We start from the raw sequence: 25,459 nt of genomic DNA on the forward strand, positions 1-25,459 counted from the left end.
TTTACACGGAAGCCCTTGCTGGAAACAGTCAAGGGCTTCTTTCGTTTAAGTACTTCCGTATTTCCATGTACAGGCTATTGCATATCCTCCGCCTATCGGTTATAGCAGCACTAAGCTTGAGTTTTCTGTATGATAATTTTCTAGTGCTAAAACTTGAACAATCGAATTAAGCCTATTGTAACTCATTCTGCTTACTTGATGTAGAATTACTGGTATGGCTTTATATAAACAAAATGCATACGTATGATCTTCTTAGTGAGGCTATTATTGGGTTTATCAAATTCGCAAACCGATACTGTTCGTTTTGCCGAGCAGGAATGAGGTTATAAAACTAGTAATAGAGAAGTCCAAGTTTAGAACATTTTATATGGAATTTTAACTTAAATATTTATAATTTTTTACTTAATATTCCCTATGCCTCGGGATGTCCAAAACATGAGCAATGAGACAATTATAATACGCTACGTATAGATATTTAAGTTAAATATTTAATTTTTTTAATGTTTTGCAGGTGGTAAAGTGAATTATTGGAATGAATTGTATATTTGTGGATATTAACTTATATAATGAAAAAAGCTAAATTATTAATGTTGGGCCAAATGATGGCAGTTATTGCTCTACTTATATTTTCCGAAACACTTTGTGCTCAAAAGAAATCTAATAATACAGATTATATTGTTTTCATGAATGGAGATAGCTTATATGGGAAAATTTCTTCAGTTACGGATAGTAAATTGTCATGGCGTGATGGAGATACGCAGATGGATTTTTTTCCAGACCAAGTTTTTCGTGTTTATCAAAATAGTAAAAGCAAAATTTTCGCACCTTCTTACATCGAAACAGGGCTAGAAAAAGTTAAAAATACAAAACCTCAGATTTTTCGGATTAATAAAGAAAAATCAGAGGAATTAAGATTTGCTGAATTAATTCAGGATGGTGAAATAATGGTCTATTATTTTAAAAGCTCTGGCTTGGCGGTGGGAGGTGGAACCTCTGGACCTATTCTCGGTTTCACGACAAGGAAATATTGGTGTGCTCTTAAGTGTTCTTCTGGAGAGATAATTGAATTGAATGATGTTGTAAAAGATATTTTGGGGCAAGATGTAAAACAAAGGGCTAAAGCGCTATCAGCGTTAATAGAAGATGAACCAACCATATTAAAGCAATTTCAGCTTGAACGAAAATATAGTTACGAGTTGTTTTTAAATTATATAAAAAAGTATAATGAAGCTAGGTTATCTAAAGAAAATGGTGGCGGCATCGTTTCGGAACGTATGATATATTAGCTTATTGGCGTCATTTATGACGCCAATAAGCTAATATATCATCAAAAAGGAATTCTGAGATAATAGACTTTAATCTTCTTCTGTATAAAAGTCAATCAACGAAGAGATATAAGGATCTTCCCATCCATCCGAAATATTATCAAAGTCTTCATCAGGGATATTCGTTTGCCTAATTTCCAAGGAAGTCCCTTTTTTATGTTCATGCAACTTTAATGTAACAATAGAAGGGCTGTCTGTTTCACCGAAATACCATTCTTGTACAATTTTTGTCGATGGTTCCAGTTCCAAGAATCGGCCAGTTATAGCACCATCCCACAAAGAGAATTCCCCATTGACAGTAGGGTCTATAGACACAAGGTCCCCTGTCCAAAGACGAGCGGTAATTTCGGTCGTTAATGCAAGATACAACTCCTCTGGAGTTGCAGGAATAATAGCATATTTCTTGAATTCTTTCATGGTACAAAGTTACTCTTTCTTGTAATTTACCAGTTATTTTGACTTCATTTTTATTTATCTTAATTTTATCGCAAACTATTGGGACAACATGAGTAATTTTCTGCCAAATTCTTTAGTGAAAAAGTTAGGGGTGAATCCGTTATTTGATACTGATGCATTTATTAAGATACATGAGGAAGGTATTCGGGCGACAGCAATACGCCTAAACCCTAATAAATTAGAAGATTGTCCGTTTCCTAATGCAGGACAAGTTCCCTGGTGTAATGTGGCTTATTATCTTCAGGATCGTCCAGTGTTTACATTAGATCCATTATTTCATGCTGGAGCATATTATCCGCAAGATGCTTCGTCCATGTTCATCGATCATATCATTCGAAGTTTGAAGTTACACGAAGGGAGTATTCGGGCGTTGGATTTATGCGCCGCACCAGGAGGAAAGTCTACCTTATTAAACAGTAGTTTACATCCGGAATCACTCTTGGTTGCAAATGAAATTATTAAAACTAGGGTTACAATCCTGCAAGATAACTTAATGAAATGGGGAAATGCAAACACAGTAACTACAAATAATGATCCTGCAGCGTTTAATCGTCTTCCTGGATACTTCGATTTGATGGTTGTTGATGCGCCATGTTCTGGATCTGGAATGTTTAGAAAAGATGCCGATGCCATCGATGAATGGTCCGAAGCTAATGTTAAGCTTTGTAGCGAAAGACAACAACGGATTTTGGTTGAAAGCTTGAGTGCTTTAAATAAGGGCGGATATTTGTTTTATTCAACCTGTTCTTATTCACCAGAAGAGAATGAAGATATTGTCGATTGGCTATTGGATAGCGGCGATTTTGTATCTGTTGAAATAGCTATTGAAGAGCATTGGGGAATTGATCATACAAATTCTAATAAGCATCGTGCACACGGTTATCGATTTTACCCGCATAAATTAGGTGGAGAGGGCTTTTTTATTGCTGTCCTTAAGAAGGTTGGTGAACAAGAAACATTCAATAGAAAGCGAATTAAACCGGAGAAATCAGATGTACCCAAAGGAATTTTAGATAGCTGGATTTCGGATAGTACTAGTTTTCATACTTTCCTTCATCATGAGGATGTATATGTTTTCCCAAAAATGTATGAGGATGATCTAAAGTATCTACAAAATGTGCTTTATCTTAAGAATGCGGGAACCAATGTCGGCAAGCTTAATAGAAAGGAGCTAATACCAAGCCATGCACTGGCCTTGAGTAATCATTTGACCAAAGACTTTCAATCGGTAGAATTGTCGCTTGAAGATGCACGTAATTACCTTAGAAAGGAAAATATAACTGTGGATACGATTGGCGAAAGTCTTCAAGGATGGACAATAGCAAGTTTTGAAGGTAAACCTTTGGGCTGGATGAAGGTATTGACCAACCGAATCAATAACTATTATCCAAAGGAATTGAGGATTGTAAATTTGTAAAATATAGCGGCATTGAACACAGAGAATGTGTTTATAAAAGTTGTGCTTAGGAAAGGCTCACGATAATTGAACAGATATCTTTAGCAACTTCTTCTTTTGATTTTAGGCTAAACTCACGGGTATTTCCAGACCGATCGATTATAGTAACTTTATTGGTATCTGTTGCGAAGCCGGCTCCTTTATCCTGCATGGAATTGAGCACGATAAAATCCAGGTTTTTTCGAATCAATTTGTCTTTCGCATTTTCGAGCTCATTATTGGTTTCCAATGCAAACCCAACGAGTAATTGGTTTTCTTTCTTTTTAGCCCCTAAAGTTGCCAGAATATCTACCGTTTTTTTCAGCTCAATGGATAATTCGTTTTCTTTCTTTTTTATTTTTTGGCTAGCAACTTCAACTGGTGTGTAGTCTGCCACAGCAGCACTCATCACAACAATATCTGCGGCTTCAAAATGTTCTTCACAGGCATGTAACATCTCAGCTGCCGAGGTTACTGAAATGGTATTGACACCTTTGGGTAGTTTAAGTGCGCTGGGGCCTGATACTAGCGTTACGTCTGCGCCAAGTTCTTCAAGTTGTGTGGCGATAGCATAGCCCATTTTTCCACTTGAATGATTGCCAATGAATCGGACTGGGTCTATAGCTTCATAAGTAGGACCTGCAGATACTAACGCTTTCTTTCCTGCTAAGGGTAGTCCTGTCTCCGAAAATTTAACTAAGAAATCCAGTATTTCTTCTGGTTCCGCCAAACGTCCCTCCCCCACTAGGCCACTAGCCAATTCCCCTTTTCCTGGAGGAATTAGGATATTGCCATAAGAACCAAGCTTATTGATATTGGATTGTGTGGACGGGTGTTTCCACATATCTAAATCCATTGCTGGAGCGAATAGCACCGGACATTTCGCGGATAGATACACGGCAGTTAGGAGGTTGTCACAAAATCCATTGGCCATTTTGGCCAGTGTATTTGCCGTTGCGGGAGCGACTAAAATGTAATCCGCATTTAAGGCAATTTCGACATGATTATTCCATTCCCCGGTATTCGGCTGATAATAATCAATTAAAACAGGATTTTTGGAAAGAGTGGAAAGCGTAAGCGGAGTAATAAAGGCTGTCGCTTCTTTTGACATGACTACGTTAACTCGGGCATCTGCTTTTACTAAAAGGCGGATGAGGGATGCAATCTTGTATGCGGCAATACTGCCGCATACAGCAATTACAATATTTTTCCCAGCTAAAGCCATTGTTTAAGGATTAGTCCTGCTCTTTTGAAGGATTTCTGTAGTACACTTTATCGTGTAAAAATTCATCAATAGCAACCAAAGTAGGCTTTGGCATACGCTCGTAATGTTTTGAAATCTCAATTTGCTCACGGTTTTCGAATACCTCTTCCAAGTTATCGTTGTTACTTGCAAATTCCGCAAGTTTTCCGTTCAATTCTTCTTTAATGTCTACTGCAATTTGGTTCGCGCGTTTAGAAATAACTACAATAGATTCATAGAGATTGTCTGTGCCTTTGTCCAATTGTCTCAAGTCACGTGTAACTGTAGAGTTTGGAATTGAATTGTTATTTTTTTGACTCATCTTTTTGGGTATTTTCTTTTTCTTTTTTCGCCTTTTGTTCTTTGATATATACTTCCTGCTCTGCAACGGCTTTATTATAATCCTTCACTTGAGAGAGGGCGGTTTTAATCCCTTTTTCAGAATTTTCACGAAGGGATTCTGCCTCTTTCATATGTTTGCTATTCGGAAAATTACTTGCGAAGCTACGATAATAGTCTAAGGCATCATCAAATCTACTTTCTTGTTTCAGGAAGAAACTTTTGGACGCATAGATGTATTGTGCTTTTAATGTTAAAAACTCAATCTCTTCCGCGTATTTTGTATCAGGGTATTCTTTTAATACATTCTGTAATGCGATTACAGCTGCCCTGTAATCATCCGTAAGCCCCATGTCATAATATAGTCTTGCATTAGCAAATGCTTTAAGCTCGAGCTTATCTCTTAATTTCTGAATAAGATCTGCGGCTTCTTTGGACCGTTCTGATTCGGGATAGAGATTGACAAAGAGCTGTAATGCATCAATTGCTTTTTTTGTATTCGCTTGATCTAACGTTGATCTCGGAGAATCCAAGTAATAGCAATAGGCATGCATAAATCTACATTCTTCTGCTCTCGCACTATTTGGATAAACATCCGCAAAATCTTTAAAGTGAAATGCTGCCGATGTATAATCTTTCAGCCGGTAATTGGCAAATGCCAAATAATAGTAAATATTTTCTGCTTCAGCTTGTCCACGGAATTTGGTCCGCAAGTCATCAAACAAAACTAACGCCTTTGTATATTTCTTTTTCTCATAAAGTTTTACGGCCTCTTCGTACTTTTGAGCGATGTTATTGCTTGCGCGCAATTTCTCAAATTTACTTTTACAACCAGTAAATACCAATAGAAACATCATGCCGGCACAGATAGCCGCTATACGCCTATTTAAAAACATTTTACAAAGATAAGTGAATTTGTTATACTAATCAATTAAATTTTACTGCGCAATATAGTTTAATAATTATTTGATCGCAAAAACAACATTTCTTATTAACATTCTTTAACTCGATTAGAGCTATGAAGAAGATATATTGTCATATACTTGTTGTTTTTCCATTGGTAGCGAGGCCTAGAAATACACATTTTAAAATATTTGATTATCTTTACATATTACAATCATTGAATAGCATTAAGAGTATGACTTTAAAAGAAAAAGTTGAGCAAGCATTAGATACCTTGAGACCATATTTGGAGACTGATGGCGGAAATGTGAGTGTTGAAGAGATTACAGCGGATAATGTCGTGCGTTTAAAATTATTGGGAGCATGTGCTTCATGTTCAATGAGCATTATGACCTTTAAAGCTGGTTTGGAGCAGGCGATTAAGAAAGCTGTTCCTGAAATTACAGCAGTGGAGGCTATTAATTTAACAGATCCCGATTCCCCAGAAGCAACTTTACCCCCTGTTAATTAGTTTTTCTACTTAACACAATTTAACGGCTAGTTCGGCTACTTTTGTTTAAATTTGTTCCATGAAGTTGCTGGTTTCTATATTATTTGCTGTATTCTTATCTTTTTGTTCCTCTGCTTTACATGCTCAGGAAAGGAAGATTGTTCAGTACTCCGGTGTCGTAACAACAGTTGGGTCTGGACTTCCTGTAGGTTATGCGACCGTCACTAATTTATCTTTCAGGAATGAAGCATTTGCGGCAAATAACGAGGGCTATTTCTCTTTTGTAGCACATGTAGGCGATACAATTCGTTTTACTTCCGTCGGTTTTGATCCTTTAGTTGTCACTATTCCAGAAGTTCCTGGAGATAAATATACCGCAAATATCATTATGCAAAATCTAGTTACGGAACTCCCGATGGTAACACCCTATCCATGGGCAAGCATCGAAGAGTTTAACATTGCATTTATGAATCTGGACGTTTCTGAAGATAACATCGTGAGAGTAAGGAGGTCCTTGTCTTATGAGTCATTAGCGGCAATGGCAGCTGTAATACCACGTGACGGAAATGAAATGCGTTCAATTAACAATGCGCAGAGCTTTAATACGATGAATAATAAAGTCATCAACCAACGTTATGCTAATCCATTGTTAAATCCTTTTGCATGGGGCAGTTTAATCCAACAGATTACAAAAGGTAGTCAGAGCCGAAAAAGCTCAAGTTATTAATCGGTCGCCTTTAATTTATTTAATTCTCTGACACTTAGCTTTGCCGAGAAATAGGAAACTAGACCAGAGATACTAATGACTGTCATGAAGACTAAAATATAGTCACTCCACTTACTTACCATAGGGTAGCTGTCAATAATTGTATTTGCTCCATCCTCTACACGAATGATTCCATAAGCTGACTGGATATAGTTGAATATGCCTCCTATCAATAGACCTAATACACAGCCAATAATGGCGATCATAAGGCCTTCATAAAAGAAGATACGTTGAATTAGATCATTTGACCCACCGAGACCTTTTAGTATTGTCATATCCTTTTGTTTGTCTAGTACAAGCATGGTTAAGGAACCTACAATATTAAAGATTGCAATCACACTGATCAAGGTCAGTATAAAGAAGACAACCCAGCGTTCAACACGTACATTTTTATATAAGGTAGGGTTTTGTTTTTCCCTATTCTTTACAATGTAATCCGGTCCTATTTTCTTTTGTAATGCTTGCCCAAATGAATTAACATCCACACCATCTTTTAGGTAAAACTCGATCGATGAAACGCGCTCATATTCTCCGAGAACCTCTTTAGCAAATGAAATTGGCGTAATAATCAAATTGTCAAAATCTTGCTGATAGCGCAATACCCCTCCGGGAGCTATGGATCGGATGTTGAATTCTTCTGCAGGATTGGAAGAATTCTTTACTCCCTTTCTCGGAGAATACACTTGAATTTGTTCCACAGAGTTCTGCATAGGAATTGCCAGATTTGCCTGTACACTTGCCCCTATAATTGCGAGGTTAGTAGAATCATGGGTAAGTTTGTACTGACCATCTACGAGAATACTGTCTCCGGCCTTTTTACTTAGCGATTGAGGTTCGACGCCTTTCATATTTGCAATAAATTGTCTATTTGAATATTGCAGTAATACTTTCTCTTGTAGAACCTCCGTGTAATGAACCACATTGGAATCTTTTCGTAATTCACTGAAGACAGCCTGTTTACTGTCAAAAAGTTTTCCTTTTTGGGGTTCAATTTTCAGTTCAGGAGCAAACTTACTGTACATAGATAGTATCAGCTGTTCCATTCCATTGAATGAAGATAACAATATGATTAAAGCAGCACTACTTACCATTACGCCAATTACACTAATAGAAGAGATGATATTAATGGCGTTAACTGATTTCTTAGAAAACAGATATCTTTTTGCAAATAGAAATGGTAGATTCATAACTTTTATCCTCGGATAAATGGATTAGAATTTTTTTCAAAGCCAATCGTTGTCGATGGTCCATGCCCCGGATAGACGATCGTGTCGTCGGGCAGGGTATAAAGTTTTGTTTTTATGCTATCTAAAAGCTGCTGGTGATTTCCCCCAGGAAGATCAGTACGGCCAATGCTATTGCGAAATAGGACATCTCCCCCGATCAAGAATTTTTGATTAGCTGAATAAAAACAGATATGTGCAGGGGAATGTCCAGGTGCAAGAATGACCTTTAGCTCATCATTATCTAAATAAATGGGATCATCCTCATTTAGAAATGTTTCTCCAATTGGTGAGATGTCATATCGGATGCCCATTTGAGGAGCGTAATTCTGTACCGCTACTAAAATTGGTACTTCACCTTCGTGGAACTGTGGGAGCAAGCCAAATTTTTCATGGACAAAACTATTCCCTAAAACATGGTCAATATGGCAATGTGTATTTAATAGGAATGTCGGCTTGAGGTTATTGTTTGCAATGAAAGCCAATAGTTCTTGCTGTTCTTGCTCGCCATACATCCCAGGGTCAATGATAATGGCATTTCCTGACTCGTTATAGAGTAGGTAAGTATTTTCCTGATATGGATTGAAAGTGAATGTTTTTATCGTAAACATAGTGGTAAAATTACAGTTTTTATTGATCTCTTACTATTGATAGCTCAACTATTCCAGATTTCCCAGTTTTTTTCTGCTTGTAGAACCAGCATTTCATATCCGTTTTTGATTCTGGCGCCTTTTTCTTTGCTTTTTCGAAGAAATGCTGTTTCCTCTGGATTGTAAATGAGATCATAACAGAGGTGGTTCTCGGTTAAGAATTCGTAAGGAATTTTTGGATATTCTGCCGTATTGGGGAATGTACCAACCGGTGAACAGTTGATAATCACTGTATGGTCAGCTAGGATAGCGGCATTAAGGTCATTATAAGTGAGCTGGTCTGCCTGTTTGGTTCTGCTTACTAAAGTATGCATTATTCCAAGTTGATTCAGGGCATAAATGACAGCCTTTGCAGCGCCTCCATTACCTAAAATCAAAGCCTTTTTATCCACCAAGGGATTCAGTAGCGGCCTTAGCGATGCCTCAAAACCGTAGGCATCAGTATTGTAACCTTTTAGATGTGTTGCGCCATCTGATGTATGGCTGATTCGAATGCAGTTTACAGCTTGTATTGCACGAGCTTCTTCTGAGAGCTCGTCCAAGTAATCCATAACCGCTATCTTATAAGGAATGGTCACATTGACACCATAGAAATCTTTATTGGAAGCAATTGTTGTAAAATCGGCTATTTGAGCAAGTGGATATAAATCGTAATCCACATCGGTAATATGTTCTTGTTTAAATTTTTCTAAATAATATTTTTTTGAAAAAGAATGCCCTAATGGGTATCCTATTAAGCCTAATTTTTTCATTTGAATTGCGAAAAGTACGTTGGGGATAGGAATATATCTTCATTTTAGTATCCGGTCGTTGCGTGGCAACGACCGGATGTGGCGCCTATTGTATGTTAATCTTTCGGCTTGGTATATTTTTTTACAATTTCAGTAATGATCTGATTCCCCTGCAGCTGTGGAAGGTAATCAAAAAGAATATGATGCTTATCGGGATCAGTCGCTAAGCCAAGCTCTAAAAAGTTGAGCGCTTCATTGTATTGTCCATTGGCAAATAGATAAGCAACTACACGATAGTACAGTTCTGCTGCATTTGGATTTTGTGTGATGGCATCAGATATCACATTAATAGCTTCTTCAATTTTACTTTGTTCAAATAGAATTGAGGAATAATCGAGCCAGGCATCGATGTCTGTTGGGTTTAAAGCGACTACCTTTTTATAGGCTTCTTCTGCAAGATCTATTTGTTGTAGTTTGTACCGGGCGTCGGCAATCGCAAACCAGTAATCGGGGTTTGTATCCTCCAGTTCCAATGCTTTTTTATAAAAATGCAGTGATTCAAAATAGCGTTCTTCGAAATCTAAGGTAACCCCAATACCGAACCAGGCATCAGCAAGCTCCCCGTCTAATTTGACGGCCTTTTTATAATAATTGCGAGCTTCTTCCATCTGCTCAAGTTTTTCATAACATTCGCCTATCGCACAATAGGTATCAGCACTTGGTTGTTCATATTCAAATGTTTGTTTGTAAACATCCAATGCTTCCTGATAGCGATCAAGATTGACTAGAGCATTTCCCTTATTGAAATAAGCGGAAGAAAAGTCTTCCTTAATTAATATAGCATAGTCGTATGCGTCTAAAGCTTCCTCAAACCGACTGATTTTATGGTAAGAATTTCCCAAATTGTACCAAGCATAGTAGGAGTATGGATCTGAATCAATGTATTTTTTATAAAAGGAGATACTTTCCTCTTGTCTATCCAATACATCATAACAGTAGGCCAATTCATAGAGTGCTTCTTGGTAATCCATGTTGAGCTCAAGTGCTTTCTTTAGATAAATTATTGCCTTGTCATAGTTCATTTGCGCTTGAAAGATCATCGCAATATGGAAATACACCTCATCTTTATTATCTAATAGCGGAAGTGCTTTGAAGAGCTGTTCCAAAGCATTATCAAATTGGCCGATACTGCCTAATATGCCACCGCGGATCAAGAAAATGTCTCCTTCTGAAGCTTCCAATAATTCCGCTTTATCTAGTGCTGCAAGTGCATTCTGATATTGTTGAATCGTTGAAAACAGTTGTGCCTGTTTCAATAAAAACGTAATATCAAAAGGATGTTGGCTGATCGCAAATTCGGTAACCTGTAAGGCCTTAACAGGGTCATTTTTTTCAGCGTAGTAATCAATAATTCCTTCAAAAGCTTTGGAGTCAAAAAAATACTGATCCTCGTTTCGAAGCATTTCCTCATATCTGTCCACCGAGATTTTTCTTTCCTCGGGGTTTTCAAATTCAAAATCCTCTTCCATTCTCAAAAGTTTAAAACCAGTATTCTGTTCCTTAATTCAAAATACTAATTTCTTATCTAATTTGTTCGAACTAATTTTCCACAAATCGGATATCCTCCACAAAGTTAAGGATAATACGGGTAAAATAAAAAAGCCGGCTTTAAAGCCGGCTCTTATTATAATGTATAAGTTATATACGATTATTTTTTGATCTCAACACGACGGTTTTGAGCGCGACCTTCTTCAGTAGCATTTGATGCAACTGGGTTTTTCTCTCCGTAACCTTTAGCTGTGATGCTTGATGAAGAAACACCAGCGTTTACTAAATATTGTTTTACAGAGTTAGCACGGTCTTTAGATAAAGTTAAGTTATAAGCTTCAGAACCTTCAGCAGATGCATAACCATCTAATTGTACAGCAGAGTTGTTATCACGTAACTCCTTAGCCAATTTGTCTAATGTAGAGTAAGATGAAGTTTTCAATACTGAGCTATCAAATTCGAATTGAATTGGAGCGTAGTAACCGTTAGAAGTAACGTTGTTAACAACTGGCTCTGGGAATTTGATTGGACATCCTGAACCATCTACTGGAGTACCAGCTGGAGTACCAGGACATTTGTCAAATTTATCAGATACACCGTCACCATCAGCGTCAGCGCTTAATGTGTTAACTGTACCTTCTAATGTGCTTACACGTTGTTTCAATGCTTCAACTTCGTTTCTCAATGAAGGATCTTTCAACTCATCGTACAATGTCGCAACTGGGTTAGCAAAAGTCAAGTTTTGTTTGTCTTTCGAACCTAAAGTGAATTCTAAACCAGCCATAACTGAAGAGAATTTACCTTTGTAAGAAGCTTGACGAGCTGGACCGTAGATTTGATCATCAGTAAAGTTCATTGTATACCCTAAGTTCAATGCAACAACTTCAGATAATTTGAATTTTGCACCAACACCTACAGGAACGAAAGCAGTTAATTTGTTATCGCGATCACCTTTGTTTTCACGGTCACCAACGATATCTTCACCCCATTTACCTTTGTTGTTATAAACAACTGTTCCAGAGAAATCATTGTTTGCGTATTGAACAGGGTTGTAAGCCATAGCTCCCAAACCTACTTTAGCGTAGAAGTTAACCGCATTTTCTCTTCTCAAGAAATCGATTGTACCCAATTGGAATACACCGTTCAAGCTAGCAGCCCAGTTTACACTAGTTTCTACTGAACGAGCACCCAATTTGTTCTCAATAGCTGGACCAGAAAGATCATGGTTGTACGTTTTGATCTTACCACGGTTTGCTTCAACTTCTAAACCAAATAAGTGAGAGAATTGTTTACGCACTGTTAAACCATAGTATTCACCTACTTTATTTTGAAAGTAACCTACTTTTTGACCAAAAGCGTTAGATCCACCGATCACGTTGTTAGGTGTGGTGATACCACCTTGAACTCCGATAGACCAAGTTCTGTATTGTGATCTACCACCGAATACTTGTTGAGCTTGTGCTGTACCAGCGAAACCTAAAGCGGCAACTAATGTAGCAGCAACTGCTGTTTTTTTAATTGTAGAATAGTTCATACTCTTGTTTTTAAGGTTATTATTAATTTTAATTGTTTTCAAATTTAATTATTGTATTAACACATGGAACAGTACAATTGCCGTGCCAAAGTCTTAAAGTTATGTTAAAATTTTGTTTTTGCTATATTTTGTACTAAATTAAGTATTTAATGTGAAACAACAAAACAAAAATCCGCTACGAAAGTACCAAATTTTTGTTTTGTTTCAATAGGTTTAAGAAAAAAATTAAGTATTTTTTTTCTAAAGCAAATAATGTACGACCAATAAAGACAACGCACCCAACAAAGCTGAAACTGGAATGGTTAATATCCAAGCCCATAACAAGCTGATTGTTACCCCCCAACGCACTGCGGAAACACGTTTGACAACACCGACACCGATGATTGCACCTGTAATGGTATGCGTTGTTGAGGCTGGTATGCCAAAATGTTCTGTGATACCCAAGGTGACAGCTCCTGCAGATTCAGCACAAACACCTTCCAAGGGTGTTACTTTTGTAATCTTGGTTCCCATCGTTTTAACAATTTTCCACCCACCGCTCATTGTTCCGGCAGCGATTGCTGCGTAACAAGTTAATGGAATCCATTCAGGCATGTGTTCAGTCGTTGGGACATAGCCACCAGCAACCATCGCGACAAGGATAATTCCCATGACTTTCTGTGCATCATTACCTCCATGTGCAAAGCTCAAGGCGGCAGAAGAAACAAGTTGCAATATCTTGAACCATTTTTCGGCAACACTTGGACGGGAGTTTTTTGCCAGGTTAATCACAATCAGTGTGATGATAACCGATATCGTCATACCTATAATAGGGGCCAGTACGATAAATGCAATAATCTTTAAGGTTGCATCAATATTGATAGCGTGGATAGGATCTGCGCCAAGTATGAACGCGTAAGCCATCCCCGATCCTGCAAAACCTCCAATAAGCGTATGGGACGAACTGGATGGCACACCATAGTACCATGTAAATAAGTTCCAACCGATTGCTGCAAGTAACCCCGCAAAAATAACTTCTAAGGTAATGTATTCTTCCAATACTGTTTTTGCAATGGTATTGGCTACTTTATGATCTGTAAAGTAGAAGTAAGCTGCAAAGTTGAATATCGCAGCCCATAAAACGGCCATTGCTGGCGTTAAAACTTTTGTTGATACAACTGTCGCAATAGAATTGGCGGCATCATGGAATCCATTGATGTAGTCAAAGGCAATCGCAAGGACAATCACAACAACGAGTAATGTTGACATCATAATCTCGTAGAATTTTTGTGCACTTAAATCGAATGATTATGCGTTTTTAACTAGAATGCTTTCTAATACGTTAGCAACATCCTCACATTTATCGGTTGCATCTTCCATTGCAGATAACACTTCTTTGTGTTTAATTAATGAAATTGCATCTTTTTCAAATTCAAAAAGGTCAGCTACAGCTTTATCGAAGATATAATCGGCTTTGTTTTCTACGCTATTGATGCGAACACATGAATCCGTAATATTCCGGATATTTTTCAAATCTCTAAGCTCATGAATAGCTTTTGATACATGTTCGGTAGCTTCAACAAGTAAGTCAGCAATTTCAATCATTGGCTCAGTGGCCTTTTCAACCTTGTAAAGGTCCATTCTATTGGCAGCACCGTGTATAAAATCTGCGACATCGTCCAATGAACTTGCCAAAGAGTGTATATCTTCGCGGTCAAAAGGAGTGATAAAGTTCTTTCCCAGCTCCAAATGAATTTGATGCGTAATGTTGTCGCCTCTATGTTCCAAATCTTCCACTTTGCGTGTTAATTCCTTTTTCTTTTCAGGGTTGCTTGAGTTAACAATATCTTTTAACAACTTTGACATCTCGATCAAGTTGTTGCCGGCTTGTTCAAACAAAGGGAAGAATTTTTTATCCTTTGGAACGAAGTATTGAAAAATGCTATTTAAAGACATATCTTAAATTTATTTTTGCAAAAATAATACCTTAATGTTAAGTTAATGTTAACATTGATTTTGTTTAAACACAAAAGTGTCATCAATTGTTTAATTTCCTGACTGAACTTTTTGTAAAGTAAAGCCAAATGTTGTCCCAATGCCTTCTGTACTACGGACATTGACGTTTTGCTGATGTGCTTCGACAATATGCTTTACGATAGCCAATCCTAATCCTGATCCTCCGATATCGCGTGATCGACTCTTATCAGTTCGGAAAAAGCGCTCGAATACACGGCTGAGATTTTTTTCTTCGATGCCATAACCGTCGTCTGTAATCTCGATAAGAACCTGTTCAAACAGCGGAAAGATCTTAATTTTCGTTGTTCCGCCCTCTTTTCCATATTTCAGGGAATTGTCAATCAAATTGTATAATACCTGGTGGATTTTATTGCGATCTGCTTTAACCCAATGTGGTGTGCCCACTTTTGGCTTGAATTCTATTTTGATATTGTGCTGTTTAGCTTTGTCCTCAAGAGAGTAGGTGGTGTCTTTAATAAGATCAACGATATCGAATTTCTCTATATTCAGGACCATTTTTCCAGATTCCAGTTTGGATATCTCATCAAGATCCTGAATCAGGTAATTTAGCCTGTCCAGATTCCGGGCAGCCTTATCTAAGAAGTTCTTGGCCATTTCCATATCTTCTTCCATAAGGCCATCTTGCAGGGTTTCAATGTAACCTTGGGTAGCAAATAATGGCGTTTTGAATTCATGAGAAATGTTGGATAAAAATTCTCTACGGAATTTTTCTTGTGATTTTAACTGCTCTATCTCGTTTTTTTTATCTTTTGCCCATGCTTTGACTTCGTTTTCAGCATCCGTAATTGGATCCTCACTGACATGTTCTCCGATAGCATCCTTAAGATCCTTGCCGAGTTTAAGGTTATGAATTAATTTATACATCGTATTGAGTCTACGATATATGTATTTTTCAAATAGATAGTTAAATAGGAGGAAGCTCGTTACCACAGCAACAAAGAAAATGATCAACGCTGTCTGTAGGTCATGTTTATAATAAAAGCTGATCGTGGATATTGCAATACCGACAGTTGCGGAGTTTGCCAATAGTAATTGTCTAAAATTCATTTGCAGAATAAAAAAGGCCCCTGATTTGGAGCCTAAGTTACTTATAATGATATTAATAAATTGTTAAAATTTTCCGATAATCGTTTTTGCTCCAGTAACCTTATCACCAATGTTAACATTGATTTCAGTCCCTAAAGGAAGAAACAAATCGACGCGGGAGCCGAATTTGATAAAACCAAACTCATTGCCTTGCACGACTTCGTCTTTTTCTTTTACATACCATACAATGCGGCGTGCTAATGCTCCTGCAATCTGGCGGAAAAGAACTTCCCGTCCAGCCTTATCTTTGACAACGACTGTTGTTCTTTCGTTATCGGTAGATGATTTGGGGTGCCAAGCCACTAGAAATTTGCCCGGATGGTATTTAAAGAACGTGACTAAACCACTGATTGGGTTTCTGTTGACATGCACATTGACAGGAGACATAAATATCGACACCTGTATCCGCTTATCATGGAAATACTCATTTTCCTCAGTTTCTTCGATAACAACAACTTTTCCATCGGCTGGACAGAGAATCACGCCATCCTGCGGGTTAACCACTTTTTTGGGACTTCTGAAAAACTGAACAACTGTAATGAATAGGAATGCTGAGAGCGCATAAATAAACCATTTAGTGTATTGCGGAGCGTCATAATAATCCGCAACGGCATTGATGATGAAGATAAAAAGTACAGCGATCGCTAATGTGGTATATCCTTCTTTATGAAATTTCATATCTATTTATTTCTGCAAAGATAATTATTTACTCGAATTGTCTATTTGTCTTTCGATTTTAATTGAATGGGTATAGATTTTTCCGTCATTACCCTGTGTGATTCCGCCGGATACTCTGATAAGATCGTCTTGAGGCTGATTGTCTTTATATGTAGGGAAATAGAAGTCAACACTTCTCGCAATACGGCTCAAAGTGCCATCGAAAGGCTCGTCGCCGGAATCTGATATTAACTTGAGGCTTTTTGGATTAGCCATTCCGCTTTTCTTTACTTCCACTAAGTAAGAAAAATTAACCTGTTTGGTGATGTCTAGCCCGGTTTTATTGAGATTGTCGTTAAAACGTTTGGTTAGGAATGCATAAAAATTGGAATAATCATCAAAGCTGCAGGACTTACCGTTAAATAGTTCCGCTCGTATAAAATAGTCGTAAGGGAGGATACTTAGCGACATGAAATCCTCATTATTTAGATCTCCATTGTCGTCATAGGTCGTTGTGAGTACACCATTTGCAAAGCGTTGTGTCATGGCGTAAACTGCTTGCTGACCTACATTGTAGAAATATGTATTCCAGTTTCCCTGCGGCCTACCGTTTTTTACCTTTCCTTTGCGTAGATAGAAATCAAAACCGAACTCCGTAAAACCTTCAAAAGGAATAGAAAATTCATAGTTGCCTTCGCCGTCTATCACCTCCTGTTTGCCTCTGTTGTCCCAGTAATCTTTGATAAAATAGCCTTGCTCATTATAGGCAATGGTTAATAAGGGTTTTCCATCCGGGTAGTAATATTTCCAATCACCGGTTGGATGGTTGTTTTGAAAATTTACTTCCCATTTTAGCACTCCGTTCGGATGAAAGGCTTGGAATAAGCCTTCTTTTTTACCATCTTTATAGGAACCAATGAGTATTCTCGATCCATTTGGCGCAAAATCGCGGAACTCTCCATCAAAAACTTGCTTTGCAAAATCAAATTTGCTCACACGTTCGATCGTTTTAAACTCACATTCTTTTGAAACTAAATAATAATATTTGTCAAAATAAAAGCGAATCAATCCCTGGTCTAGTTTTTCATAGAATACAGGTTTGTCATCTTGCGCATGTAGCTTTGTAAAGCTACAGACACACAATAATAATAAGATATGGATGAGTTTTCTAATCATAACTTTAATGTGCTTCTAGCCAATTTTTGCCTTCTCCAATTTCTACGATCAAAGGAACATTTGTTTTTATAGCATTGGACATTTTATCCAAAATGATTTTTTTGAATACCGCTACCTCGTCTTTAGGTACGTCAAAAACCAATTCATCATGCACCTGCATGATCATTTTGCCGGATAAACCTCGCTGCTCAATTTCCTTTTGAATGGCGATCATGGCAAGTTTGATTAAATCTGCTGCTGATCCTTGGATCGGAGCGTTGATAGCGTTTCTTTCTGCGAATCCGCGGACGGTCATGTTTGCGGAATTGATATCTCTCAGATAACGTCTCCGTTTTAAAATTGTTTCAACGTAACCATTCTCCTTTGCAAACTCGACGGCATCACTCATGTATTTTTTTATCCCTGTATATTGGTTAAAATATTCATTGATGATATCGGATGCTTCTTTACGTGATATGCCAAGATTTTGAGAAAGGCCAAATGCCGACTGACCATATATAATGCCGAAGTTAACTGCTTTCGCGTTGCGACGTTGTTCAGAAGTAACGGCATCAAAATCCATATTGTATACTTTCGCGGCTGTTGCTCGGTGGATATCATGACCTTGGCTAAACGCTTCCATCATATTTTGATCTTTACTTAGCTCTGCAATTAGGCGAAGTTCAATCTGCGAATAATCGGCAGAGAGGATCACATTGTCTTCAGATCTTGGGATAAAGGCTTTTCTGACTTCTCTCCCCCGCTCGGTACGGATCGGGATGTTCTGCAAGTTCGGATTCGTTGAGCTCAGACGGCCTGTTGCGGCAACCGCTTGATTGTAGGACGTATGAATGAGCCCTGTTTCGGGGTTTATCAACTCAGGTAGTGCATCAACATAGGTTGATTTGAGTTTTTGCATTTGCCTAAAGTTTAAAATATCTTGGACGATATCTGATTTATGGGCCAAAGCTAATAACACATCTTCACCTGTTTTATACTGTCCCGTTTTTGTTTTTTTAGCTTTAGGATCCAGTTGCAGTTTATCGAATAAGACTTCACCCAATTGTTTAGGGGATGCGATATTGAAATTTACACCTGCTTTCTCAAAGATAGCTTCCTCGAGATTTTTAATGTCCTGCTCCAGTGTTTTTGAAAATTCTTCAAGTGCCGGAACATCAATTTTTACACCGTTTCGTTCAATTTCAGCGAGGATATATACTAATGGAAATTCAACATCCTGAGCGAGCTGCATAGTGTTGGTCTCGACAAGAAGAGGTTGAAATATATTTTTGAGCTGTAGCGTGATGTCTGCATCTTCAGCGGCATATTCTTTTATTTTTTCGACTTCAACGTCGCGCATATTCCCTTGCTTTTTTCCCTTTTCACCGATAAGTTCTGTGATTGATACCGGGCTGTAATTTAGGTAATTTTCTGCGAGTACATCCATTCCGTGACGGGTATCTGGATCAATCAGATAATGTGCAAGCATGGTGTCAAAAAGGGTGCCTTGTACTTTTACACCATAGCGTGCTAATAATAAAATATCGTACTTGATGTTTTGTCCTATTTTTTCAATTTTTGGGTTTTCTAAAGCGCCCTTGAAAATATCGACTATAGCCTGAGCGCTATCACGATCGGCAGGTGTTGGGACATAATATGCTTTTGCGTTCTCAAAAGAAAATGATAAGCCCACAATGTCCGCAAGGTTTGCATCTAATCCTGTTGTTTCTGTGTCAAAACAAAAACTATCCAAAGAAGCAAGCTGTTGAGCGAGCGCTACTTGTTTTTCGTTTGTATCAACCAAAACATACTCATGTGCGGTATTATGGATGTTATTTATTGCTGCATTTTCGACGCTAACTTCGGTAACAATTTCGGTGGTGGTAATTGTCGTTGTTGTGGTCGAAAATAGATCCATTTGTCCATTTGTAGGGCTGCTCTTGTCAAGGACGGAGAAATCTTCGCCGAAAACTCGTTTTCCAAGTGTTCGGAATTCTAATTCAGCAAATAGCGGTTCAAGGATTTCTTTGTTTGGATCTTCCAGTTCTAGCGATTTTTCATCGAGTTCAATAGGTACATCCAATAAAATAGTGGCTAATTTTTTGGAGATGAGCCCTTGTTCTGCAAAATTCTCTACGTTTTCACGCATTTTTCCTTTTAGTTGGTCCGCGTTAGCGATAATGCCTTCGACAGATCCGTATTCCTGAACAAGTTTTTTCGCTGTTTTCTCTCCAATACCAGGTATACCAGGGATATTGTCTACGGCATCACCCCAAAGACCGAGAATATCGATGACCTGGCAAACATCAGAAATTTCCCATTTTTCAAGAATCTCTTTGACACCTTGTACTTCTGCTCCATTACCCATGCGAGCAGGTTTGTAGATAAAGATATTTTCAGACACAAGTTGCCCAAAATCTTTATCGGGTGTCATGCAATAGATTTGAAAGTCCTGTTTCTCGGCCTTTTTTGCAAGTGTTCCGATAATATCATCGGCTTCGTATCCATCCATCGTGATAATTGGGATATTGAAGCCCTCGATTAAGCGATTTATATAGGGGATAGAAGCAGCAAGGTCTTCTGGCATTTTCTCCCGATGTGCTTTATAAGCTTCAAATTCAATATGTCGAGCGGTAGGTGCCGCTGTGTCGAACACTACTGCTATGTGGGAAGGTTGCTGATTTTTCAATACATCCAATAATGTATTGGTAAATCCCATGATTGCTCCTGTATTTAACCCTGTTGAGGTAATTCGGGGAGTTTTGCTCAAAGCAAAATAAGCTCTATATATGAGAGCCATTCCGTCTAAAAGAAATAGTTTTTTATTATATTGATTTAAATTGCTCATTATCAAAGAAATAATTTTTAGTCATAAAGATGAGATACCTAAATAGATACCTACTTTTTTAAAATAGCTTTTGAAGTTCGAGCAAATGCAGTTGCACGGACGTCGACTTCTGAATTAGTTTTGTTTAAGTTCAAAGGTACAGATTTAGACGCTTGCATTATATTGAAAAATATCTCTTTTCCGATTTCTTTATGATTTTTTATATTATACTTTTTTAAAACAACGTTAACGATATTGATTAAATCCAGAGCATTCGTTGATTGTTTATGATACTCTAAATCCTCAACATAATTATACAAACTTTGAATTGATGTGTGAAATTGTGATAGCTCTAATAATAATAACAAAGACGATTCATCTTTTTTTTGGAAGTTTCTGATATCATCAATCCATTCATTTACCAATTGTAGGACTTGCACATAGTCTTGCTGAATGATTGTATCAATTAGAGCATCTGTTTTTTTTTCATCCAATAAACGGGAAATAGAAAATAAGTGAGTAAATGGATGAAGCAATGTGTGGATAGTGTTTTTCATTCAATCTAGTCTTCTGATGTGAGCTTGTCTAATGATATGTCAAGGGCTTGAGCTATGCTATGAGCTGTACTTAGGGAGCAATTAACTATTGCCCTCTCAATTGTGCTTATAGTGCTATATTCGACATTGCACGCATAGGCAAGTTGCAACATAGTTAGTCCCTTTTTCTCACGGTATTTTCGAACGTTTTTGCCGAATAATATTATCAACTCTTCGTTACGTGGATTCTTAGTAGCCATACATAACAAAATTTCTTAATTTAAATTTTCTTGTATATATGACATGTGCTATATTTGCTTAATTTATTAACTTAATTACTGAAAATATGAAAATTATAAAACTAAGCTATCTGTTATTAACCTTACTTATCTTTTCATGCGGTAAAGATGGAGCAATTGGAGTAGACGGGAAACAAGGAGAAAAGGGTGAACAGGGGATTAAAGGAAACGATGGTAACACAATCTTGAGCGGAGACGTAGACCCTACGATGTCCGTTGGAAAAAATGGCGATTTTTATCTCAATCTTAAAACTGCAAAATTGTTTGGTCCAAAATCTCAAAGTGGATGGGGTGCTGGGGTTGGATTAAGTGGTAATGATGGAAAGGACGGTGCAAATGGAACTAACGGAAACGATGGTAATACAATTTTAAGTGGAAATTCTGTGCCTTCTTCATCCATAGGTAAAATTGGAGATTTTTATATAAATATTTCCAAAATGGATTTTTTTGGTCCAAAATCTCAAAGTGGGTGGGGCAATCCTGTATCATTGAAACCCCAAGACCAACTTACTAAAAGGGTTTTAGTAAAAGAAAATTTCCCTTATTCAAAAAATTGTAGCTCATGTATTAATTATTCTACAACGTGGTTACCAGGTTATTCTACATTTTCAGCAACAAGTGCAGATTATTTCATTAGCACTGGTAATATCCAAGATTATTATGATAAAGGGATTGTAACTTATGAGGCTTCTATAAATAATGGTGAATGGTTCATTCTAGACCCAAATTATAATAAAGACCTTACCAAACAATTTGTCATAAATGGTCGGGAATATATGGTCACATTTATGCCTTCTTTGACAAAATATTATAAAGATTCTAATAAACTATTTATCGGTTCTGATAGAATGATTATGGTACGAGGTAATTACACAAAAAGTCAGCTAATTTCGTGGCTTGACAACGATGTTACTATAAATATTCGAATTACGCTATTGCCCAAAGAAACAATAGAATTGCTATCTAAAGCTTATCCTTATTATAAGATAGACAATAGCTTTATATCTAAATACCTTTTGGTACAATAAGCATAAATAGTTATTATAATTATAAAATACATTGTATGAAAACTATTAATTACACTCTTATTTTTTCAATTTTTCTATCCCTTTTTATTTTTTTATCATGTTCGAAGGATGAAGATAATTCTTTTTTAGGCACCTATTTTTTAGTTAAAAAAGGTATTGTAAAGGATGGTAAATTCATAGAAGAAAATGATGATGAAGAAATAACGTCAGAAATAACCTTTTTTAGCGACAAATCATTTCGAATAGTTTCTAATACAAATGATAAAGGAAGTGTCTCTAGTGGTACATATGACATTGTAAAAAAGCAATGTACAATGCAAGATGAAGATGGTAACTATTATATTTTTGATTATTATTTTGATAGAAAATATTTAGTTATAGTAACGGAATACAACGACGCATATAACGAAGTTGGATACTTTCTGAAAAAATAGCTTTAAAATAAAAGCGGAGTAATATCGCTTCGCTTTTTTCATTGATAGTTTTTGTATCTCTAGACAAAAAACAACATAGTATTAAATTAATATTAGGGATAGTGTAAGTATCCCTGAAAAAATAGGGACTATCTAATCTTTTTTTGACAGTCCCTTTTAAAAAAAGAATCTATGAAAATTTTATTTAGGTATCCATGACCTTATGCAATCCGCTTTGGTGGTATGCCATATTTTATTAATTTTTCTTGGGTTAATGGATGAGAATAATTTTTAATAGCATAATCGTAATCATCGACCAAGTCAAATTGGGTAACTAATCGGTTCGCACTACAATCGATATTCGTATCCCATTCAACGAAATCGCTGTCAAGACGCTTCTTCTCTTCTAGCATATAGCCAATACATTCCTTTGAATTGTAAATTTTTTTTACCATTTGCTTTTTACGTTTGCAATATTTCCATCTGTTATAACAGAATGTATGTTTATTTTTAACCGACTTATCTACAATATTAATGGCTATGTGACTGTGAAATGTATTGTCATATTTTCCTTTATGATAGCAAACAACATAGTTGTCATAAATTAGATTTCCATCTTTATTGCGTAATAGATTCAAAAATTCGTTAGTCCTTTTCATACACGTTTTTAGTGTAATGCTTTTGGTAATTTGATATTTATCCTGTTGCCTTAATAATCGATATTCTTCTTTATTTTTAGGCAATTTAGAATCTCTTTTATCTAAATTAAATCCTGACTGTAAAGAAATAAAAAAATTAAACTGGTAATGAGTGGAGAAGAAGCGTTTGAGAGCTTTGACCATTTTTTCTTTGGTCAAAGTAGATAAGGTTTTATCAATATCTTTTAAATCTTTATCTCTTTTTCTATTGTAATTCTTCATGCGACTAACGTTACTACTTAGGCGTTTACGCTTTTGTCTCTCTTCATCTGAAATTTTTAATCTTGGTCTTCCTATCTTATTCACTTTGCATTTTCGTAAGCGTAGGTTTTTTAACAACCATCTTTTTTTACCACGTTTTTTTGTAACAGTATTTAAAATATTACGGATTGATGGATTGCTGATATATGAAAATATAATTAATGTCATAGTTTTTTCTTACATACTTTTTTTTCAAGAAGACCTAGTAGAGAAATCTCTATCAAGTCTTTTAAATAATTTAAAATTTGAGAGTACCTATAATGATGGTATGGCTCAAATAGCCAATATAATGCAAGATGATAGTGAACCCAAATTATTGATATTGTATATAATAGCTCATAACGGAAAATTTGTAAAGTTTGAGGCTCAAAAATTTTTGGAAAATTTTTTTAATGTAAAAATGTCGCTTGTACCCACTTGAAGACACCGACTTATGTACTTCATTACAATGATTAAGCGGATACTTACATTTTTATGATATTTAACTTAGCTGATTTATCCTTACAAAAGGTTGTATAGGTGTGGTAAAAAGGGGGTTATTACCAGGTTTTAAAAAATAGAGGTTATAAGTTATCCCAAATGTCTTTCGGAATTATAGCTTCATATTCTCTGCTATATTTTTTTAATATGGCGGTGTTGCTGTGTCCTGTCAATTTTATAATTTGTTCGTCGCTCAATATTCCTTGCTTTTTATCGCCACCATTTTTGAAATATGTATACCCATTAGCTTTAAATCCATAAAGTGTATGATTTTTAGTAAATAAGGTCTTGTCAGTACCTTTTTTCTTTTTAAATTCATCGAAATGATGAGATATCGTATAGGATGGTGTTTTAAATTTACCGAACATTACTATATCATAACTGTCTTTCCCTTTACAGTTTAGAACCATATTATTATGACCAAACCAAAAGTCATTTGGTTGAGGGGGGTATTTTTCTACATATTCTTGTATAGATGGTAATAGATGTTTACTTATTCTGATGGTTAGTTTTTTTGTCGTTTTGATTTTATCGCTGGGGATATTGATTATACCCTCTTTTAAATTGAAGTCTTTATATTGCAGTTTTGTAATTGTATCCATGCGGTGGAGACTATAATATATAACCTTAGCCATGAAACCTAAGTAGAATTTATGTTCCGTTAAGTCAGAGAATGCTTTGTCAATATTATTATAAATAGCATGTTTTTTTGTTTCATTTTGCTTATATCGTTCAATTCTGGATATTATATTTTCGTCATTGGTTAGTATTCCGAGAAACTTGATGAGGTACTTTTTATAAAAATTTGATAAAACTGTAAGATAATAATTCGCCCTACTATTTGAATAGTCAAGTTTTCTGTCAACTAAGTTCTCAATTAAATATACATCCACATTTTTAAGGCTAATATTTTGTAATCCTTTTTCTGAAAGATATTTAATTATTTCATTGATAACGCTTTGGTAAGTGATTAGGGAACTAGCTGTTACTTTCTTGGATTTCCAAGAGATAAACTCATTCAGTAAATCTACAAATAGTTTGTTTTTACCATCTTGGATGAACATGTGTCTATCTACATCGAATACTGTATCTTGCAACATTTCATTTAACATGTCGACATAGTGGTCAGCCAATTTAAATCTTTGTCTTACGACGTTTTTATTCATATTAACGACCCCGTTAACTACATAAGGCTCTTTATTTAATTTATAAGTATTTGTATAATATTTCTTCTCCCCAGCAGAATTGAGGTATTCAAAACTTATTGTGAGTTTTTTAGCATCTTCTTTTCTGCTCTTTAACCTTGCTTTATATATATTTTTTCCTGCGTTAACCCCGTTTTTTAACATATTAATATGTT

The 25,459-nt window shown here is 36.3% G+C and carries 25 protein-coding genes; 6 read left to right on the forward strand and 19 right to left on the reverse strand.

Annotated features, from left to right (window positions below; genetic code table 11):
- The first annotated feature begins 566 nt into the window (after window positions 1-566).
- Complete coding sequence (locus L1283_RS18655; protein ID WP_429626375.1) at window positions 567-1,286, forward strand: hypothetical protein; 720 nt, start codon at window positions 567-569, stop codon at window positions 1,284-1,286.
- 69 nt (window positions 1,287-1,355) lie between these two features.
- On the opposite strand, the gene L1283_RS18660 is transcribed toward L1283_RS18655, so the two are convergent.
- Window positions 1,356-1,742 (reverse strand): SRPBCC family protein, encoded by a 387-nt coding sequence (locus L1283_RS18660; protein WP_075990349.1) that lies wholly within the window; start codon window positions 1,740-1,742, stop codon window positions 1,356-1,358.
- 88 nt (window positions 1,743-1,830) lie between these two features.
- Between L1283_RS18660 and L1283_RS18665 the strand changes: the two genes are divergently transcribed.
- A complete protein-coding gene (locus L1283_RS18665; RefSeq protein ID WP_075990348.1) occupies window positions 1,831-3,198 on the forward strand; it encodes a methyltransferase RsmF C-terminal domain-like protein in 1,368 nt (455 codons plus the stop codon).
- 46 nt (window positions 3,199-3,244) lie between these two features.
- Here the strand turns inward: L1283_RS18665 and coaBC are convergent, their stop codons facing one another.
- Genes coaBC through L1283_RS18680 form a run of 3 tightly spaced genes read right to left on the reverse strand, consistent with a single transcriptional unit; the run spans window position 3,245 to window position 5,694 of the window.
- Window positions 3,245-4,441: a bifunctional phosphopantothenoylcysteine decarboxylase/phosphopantothenate--cysteine ligase CoaBC gene (coaBC, locus tag L1283_RS18670; RefSeq protein WP_075990347.1), complete on the reverse strand. Its 1,197-nt coding sequence runs from the start codon at window positions 4,439-4,441 to the stop codon at window positions 3,245-3,247.
- Window positions 4,442-4,451: 10 nt separating this feature from the next.
- The gene (locus tag L1283_RS18675; protein WP_075990346.1) at window positions 4,452-4,781 is read right to left on the reverse strand and encodes a DNA-directed RNA polymerase subunit omega; all 330 of its coding nucleotides are present in this window, start codon (window positions 4,779-4,781) and stop codon (window positions 4,452-4,454) included.
- Window positions 4,765-5,694 carry an outer membrane protein assembly factor BamD gene (locus tag L1283_RS18680; protein ID WP_075990345.1) on the reverse strand — a complete coding sequence of 310 codons (930 nt, stop codon included), beginning with the start codon at window positions 5,692-5,694 and terminating at the stop codon, window positions 4,765-4,767. The genes L1283_RS18675 and L1283_RS18680 overlap by 17 nt, the downstream gene beginning before the upstream one ends.
- A gap of 242 nt (window positions 5,695-5,936) precedes the next feature.
- Between L1283_RS18680 and L1283_RS18685 the strand changes: the two genes are divergently transcribed.
- Both L1283_RS18685 and L1283_RS18690 read left to right on the forward strand, forming a co-directional pair.
- Window positions 5,937-6,212, forward strand: coding sequence for a NifU family protein (locus L1283_RS18685; RefSeq protein ID WP_075990344.1), 276 nt, complete (start codon window positions 5,937-5,939; stop codon window positions 6,210-6,212).
- A 58-nt stretch (window positions 6,213-6,270) separates the two neighbouring features.
- Entirely contained in the window at window positions 6,271-6,918 is a 648-nt protein-coding gene (locus L1283_RS18690) for a carboxypeptidase regulatory-like domain-containing protein (RefSeq protein WP_145330934.1), read from the forward strand.
- Here L1283_RS18690 and L1283_RS18695 read toward each other — a convergent pair.
- The 13 genes from L1283_RS18695 to L1283_RS18755 form a co-directional block, all read right to left on the reverse strand.
- Entirely contained in the window at window positions 6,915-8,144 is a 1,230-nt protein-coding gene (locus L1283_RS18695) for an FtsX-like permease family protein (protein WP_145330936.1), read from the reverse strand. The two genes, L1283_RS18690 and L1283_RS18695, sit on opposite strands and share 4 nt — an antisense overlap.
- Window positions 8,145-8,149: 5 nt before the next feature.
- Window positions 8,150-8,791: an MBL fold metallo-hydrolase gene (locus tag L1283_RS18700; RefSeq protein WP_145330938.1), complete on the reverse strand. Its 642-nt coding sequence runs from the start codon at window positions 8,789-8,791 to the stop codon at window positions 8,150-8,152.
- A gap of 44 nt (window positions 8,792-8,835) precedes the next feature.
- Complete coding sequence (locus L1283_RS18705) at window positions 8,836-9,582, reverse strand: shikimate dehydrogenase family protein (protein ID WP_145330940.1); 747 nt, start codon at window positions 9,580-9,582, stop codon at window positions 8,836-8,838.
- A 95-nt stretch (window positions 9,583-9,677) separates the two neighbouring features.
- On the reverse strand, window positions 9,678-11,090 hold the full coding sequence (locus tag L1283_RS18710) for a tetratricopeptide repeat protein (RefSeq protein ID WP_145330942.1): 1,413 nt from the start codon (window positions 11,088-11,090) through the stop codon (window positions 9,678-9,680).
- Window positions 11,091-11,269: 179 nt separating this feature from the next.
- Complete coding sequence (locus tag L1283_RS18715; RefSeq protein ID WP_145330964.1) at window positions 11,270-12,643, reverse strand: OmpA family protein; 1,374 nt, start codon at window positions 12,641-12,643, stop codon at window positions 11,270-11,272.
- A gap of 240 nt (window positions 12,644-12,883) precedes the next feature.
- Window positions 12,884-13,894 (reverse strand): inorganic phosphate transporter, encoded by a 1,011-nt coding sequence (locus tag L1283_RS18720; RefSeq protein WP_046671636.1) that lies wholly within the window; start codon window positions 13,892-13,894, stop codon window positions 12,884-12,886.
- A 36-nt stretch (window positions 13,895-13,930) separates the two neighbouring features.
- A complete protein-coding gene (locus tag L1283_RS18725; RefSeq protein ID WP_046671637.1) occupies window positions 13,931-14,578 on the reverse strand; it encodes a DUF47 domain-containing protein in 648 nt (215 codons plus the stop codon).
- A gap of 90 nt (window positions 14,579-14,668) precedes the next feature.
- Window positions 14,669-15,706: a sensor histidine kinase gene (locus L1283_RS18730; RefSeq protein WP_145330944.1), complete on the reverse strand. Its 1,038-nt coding sequence runs from the start codon at window positions 15,704-15,706 to the stop codon at window positions 14,669-14,671.
- A 63-nt stretch (window positions 15,707-15,769) separates the two neighbouring features.
- Complete coding sequence (locus tag L1283_RS18735) at window positions 15,770-16,423, reverse strand: phosphatidylserine decarboxylase family protein (protein WP_088163340.1); 654 nt, start codon at window positions 16,421-16,423, stop codon at window positions 15,770-15,772.
- Window positions 16,424-16,447: 24 nt separating this feature from the next.
- On the reverse strand, window positions 16,448-17,578 hold the full coding sequence (locus L1283_RS18740) for a toxin-antitoxin system YwqK family antitoxin (protein WP_145330946.1): 1,131 nt from the start codon (window positions 17,576-17,578) through the stop codon (window positions 16,448-16,450).
- 4 nt (window positions 17,579-17,582) lie between these two features.
- Window positions 17,583-20,405: a DNA polymerase I gene (gene polA / locus L1283_RS18745; RefSeq protein ID WP_429626376.1), complete on the reverse strand. Its 2,823-nt coding sequence runs from the start codon at window positions 20,403-20,405 to the stop codon at window positions 17,583-17,585.
- A 50-nt stretch (window positions 20,406-20,455) separates the two neighbouring features.
- A complete protein-coding gene (locus L1283_RS18750; RefSeq protein ID WP_115046297.1) occupies window positions 20,456-20,941 on the reverse strand; it encodes a hypothetical protein in 486 nt (161 codons plus the stop codon).
- 5 nt (window positions 20,942-20,946) lie between these two features.
- Complete coding sequence (locus L1283_RS18755; protein WP_115046299.1) at window positions 20,947-21,180, reverse strand: helix-turn-helix domain-containing protein; 234 nt, start codon at window positions 21,178-21,180, stop codon at window positions 20,947-20,949.
- An 86-nt stretch (window positions 21,181-21,266) separates the two neighbouring features.
- On the opposite strand from L1283_RS18755, the gene L1283_RS18760 reads away from it, so the two are divergent.
- Both L1283_RS18760 and L1283_RS18765 read left to right on the forward strand, forming a co-directional pair.
- A complete protein-coding gene (locus tag L1283_RS18760; protein ID WP_115046301.1) occupies window positions 21,267-22,247 on the forward strand; it encodes a hypothetical protein in 981 nt (326 codons plus the stop codon).
- Between the two features lie 35 nt (window positions 22,248-22,282).
- Window positions 22,283-22,681 carry a hypothetical protein gene (locus tag L1283_RS18765; RefSeq protein WP_115046303.1) on the forward strand — a complete coding sequence of 133 codons (399 nt, stop codon included), beginning with the start codon at window positions 22,283-22,285 and terminating at the stop codon, window positions 22,679-22,681.
- 200 nt (window positions 22,682-22,881) lie between these two features.
- On the opposite strand, the gene L1283_RS18770 is transcribed toward L1283_RS18765, so the two are convergent.
- The gene (locus L1283_RS18770) at window positions 22,882-23,787 is read right to left on the reverse strand and encodes a hypothetical protein (RefSeq protein ID WP_115046304.1); all 906 of its coding nucleotides are present in this window, start codon (window positions 23,785-23,787) and stop codon (window positions 22,882-22,884) included.
- 395 nt (window positions 23,788-24,182) lie between these two features.
- Window positions 24,183-25,448, reverse strand: a complete 1,266-nt coding sequence (locus L1283_RS18775) for a site-specific integrase (protein WP_115046308.1) — start codon at window positions 25,446-25,448, stop codon at window positions 24,183-24,185.
- Window positions 25,449-25,459 lie beyond the last annotated feature (11 nt).

Source organism: Sphingobacterium sp. HSC-15S19, from assembly GCF_050433745.1.
GTDB classification, from domain to species: Bacteria; Bacteroidota; Bacteroidia; order Sphingobacteriales; family Sphingobacteriaceae; genus Sphingobacterium; species Sphingobacterium siyangense.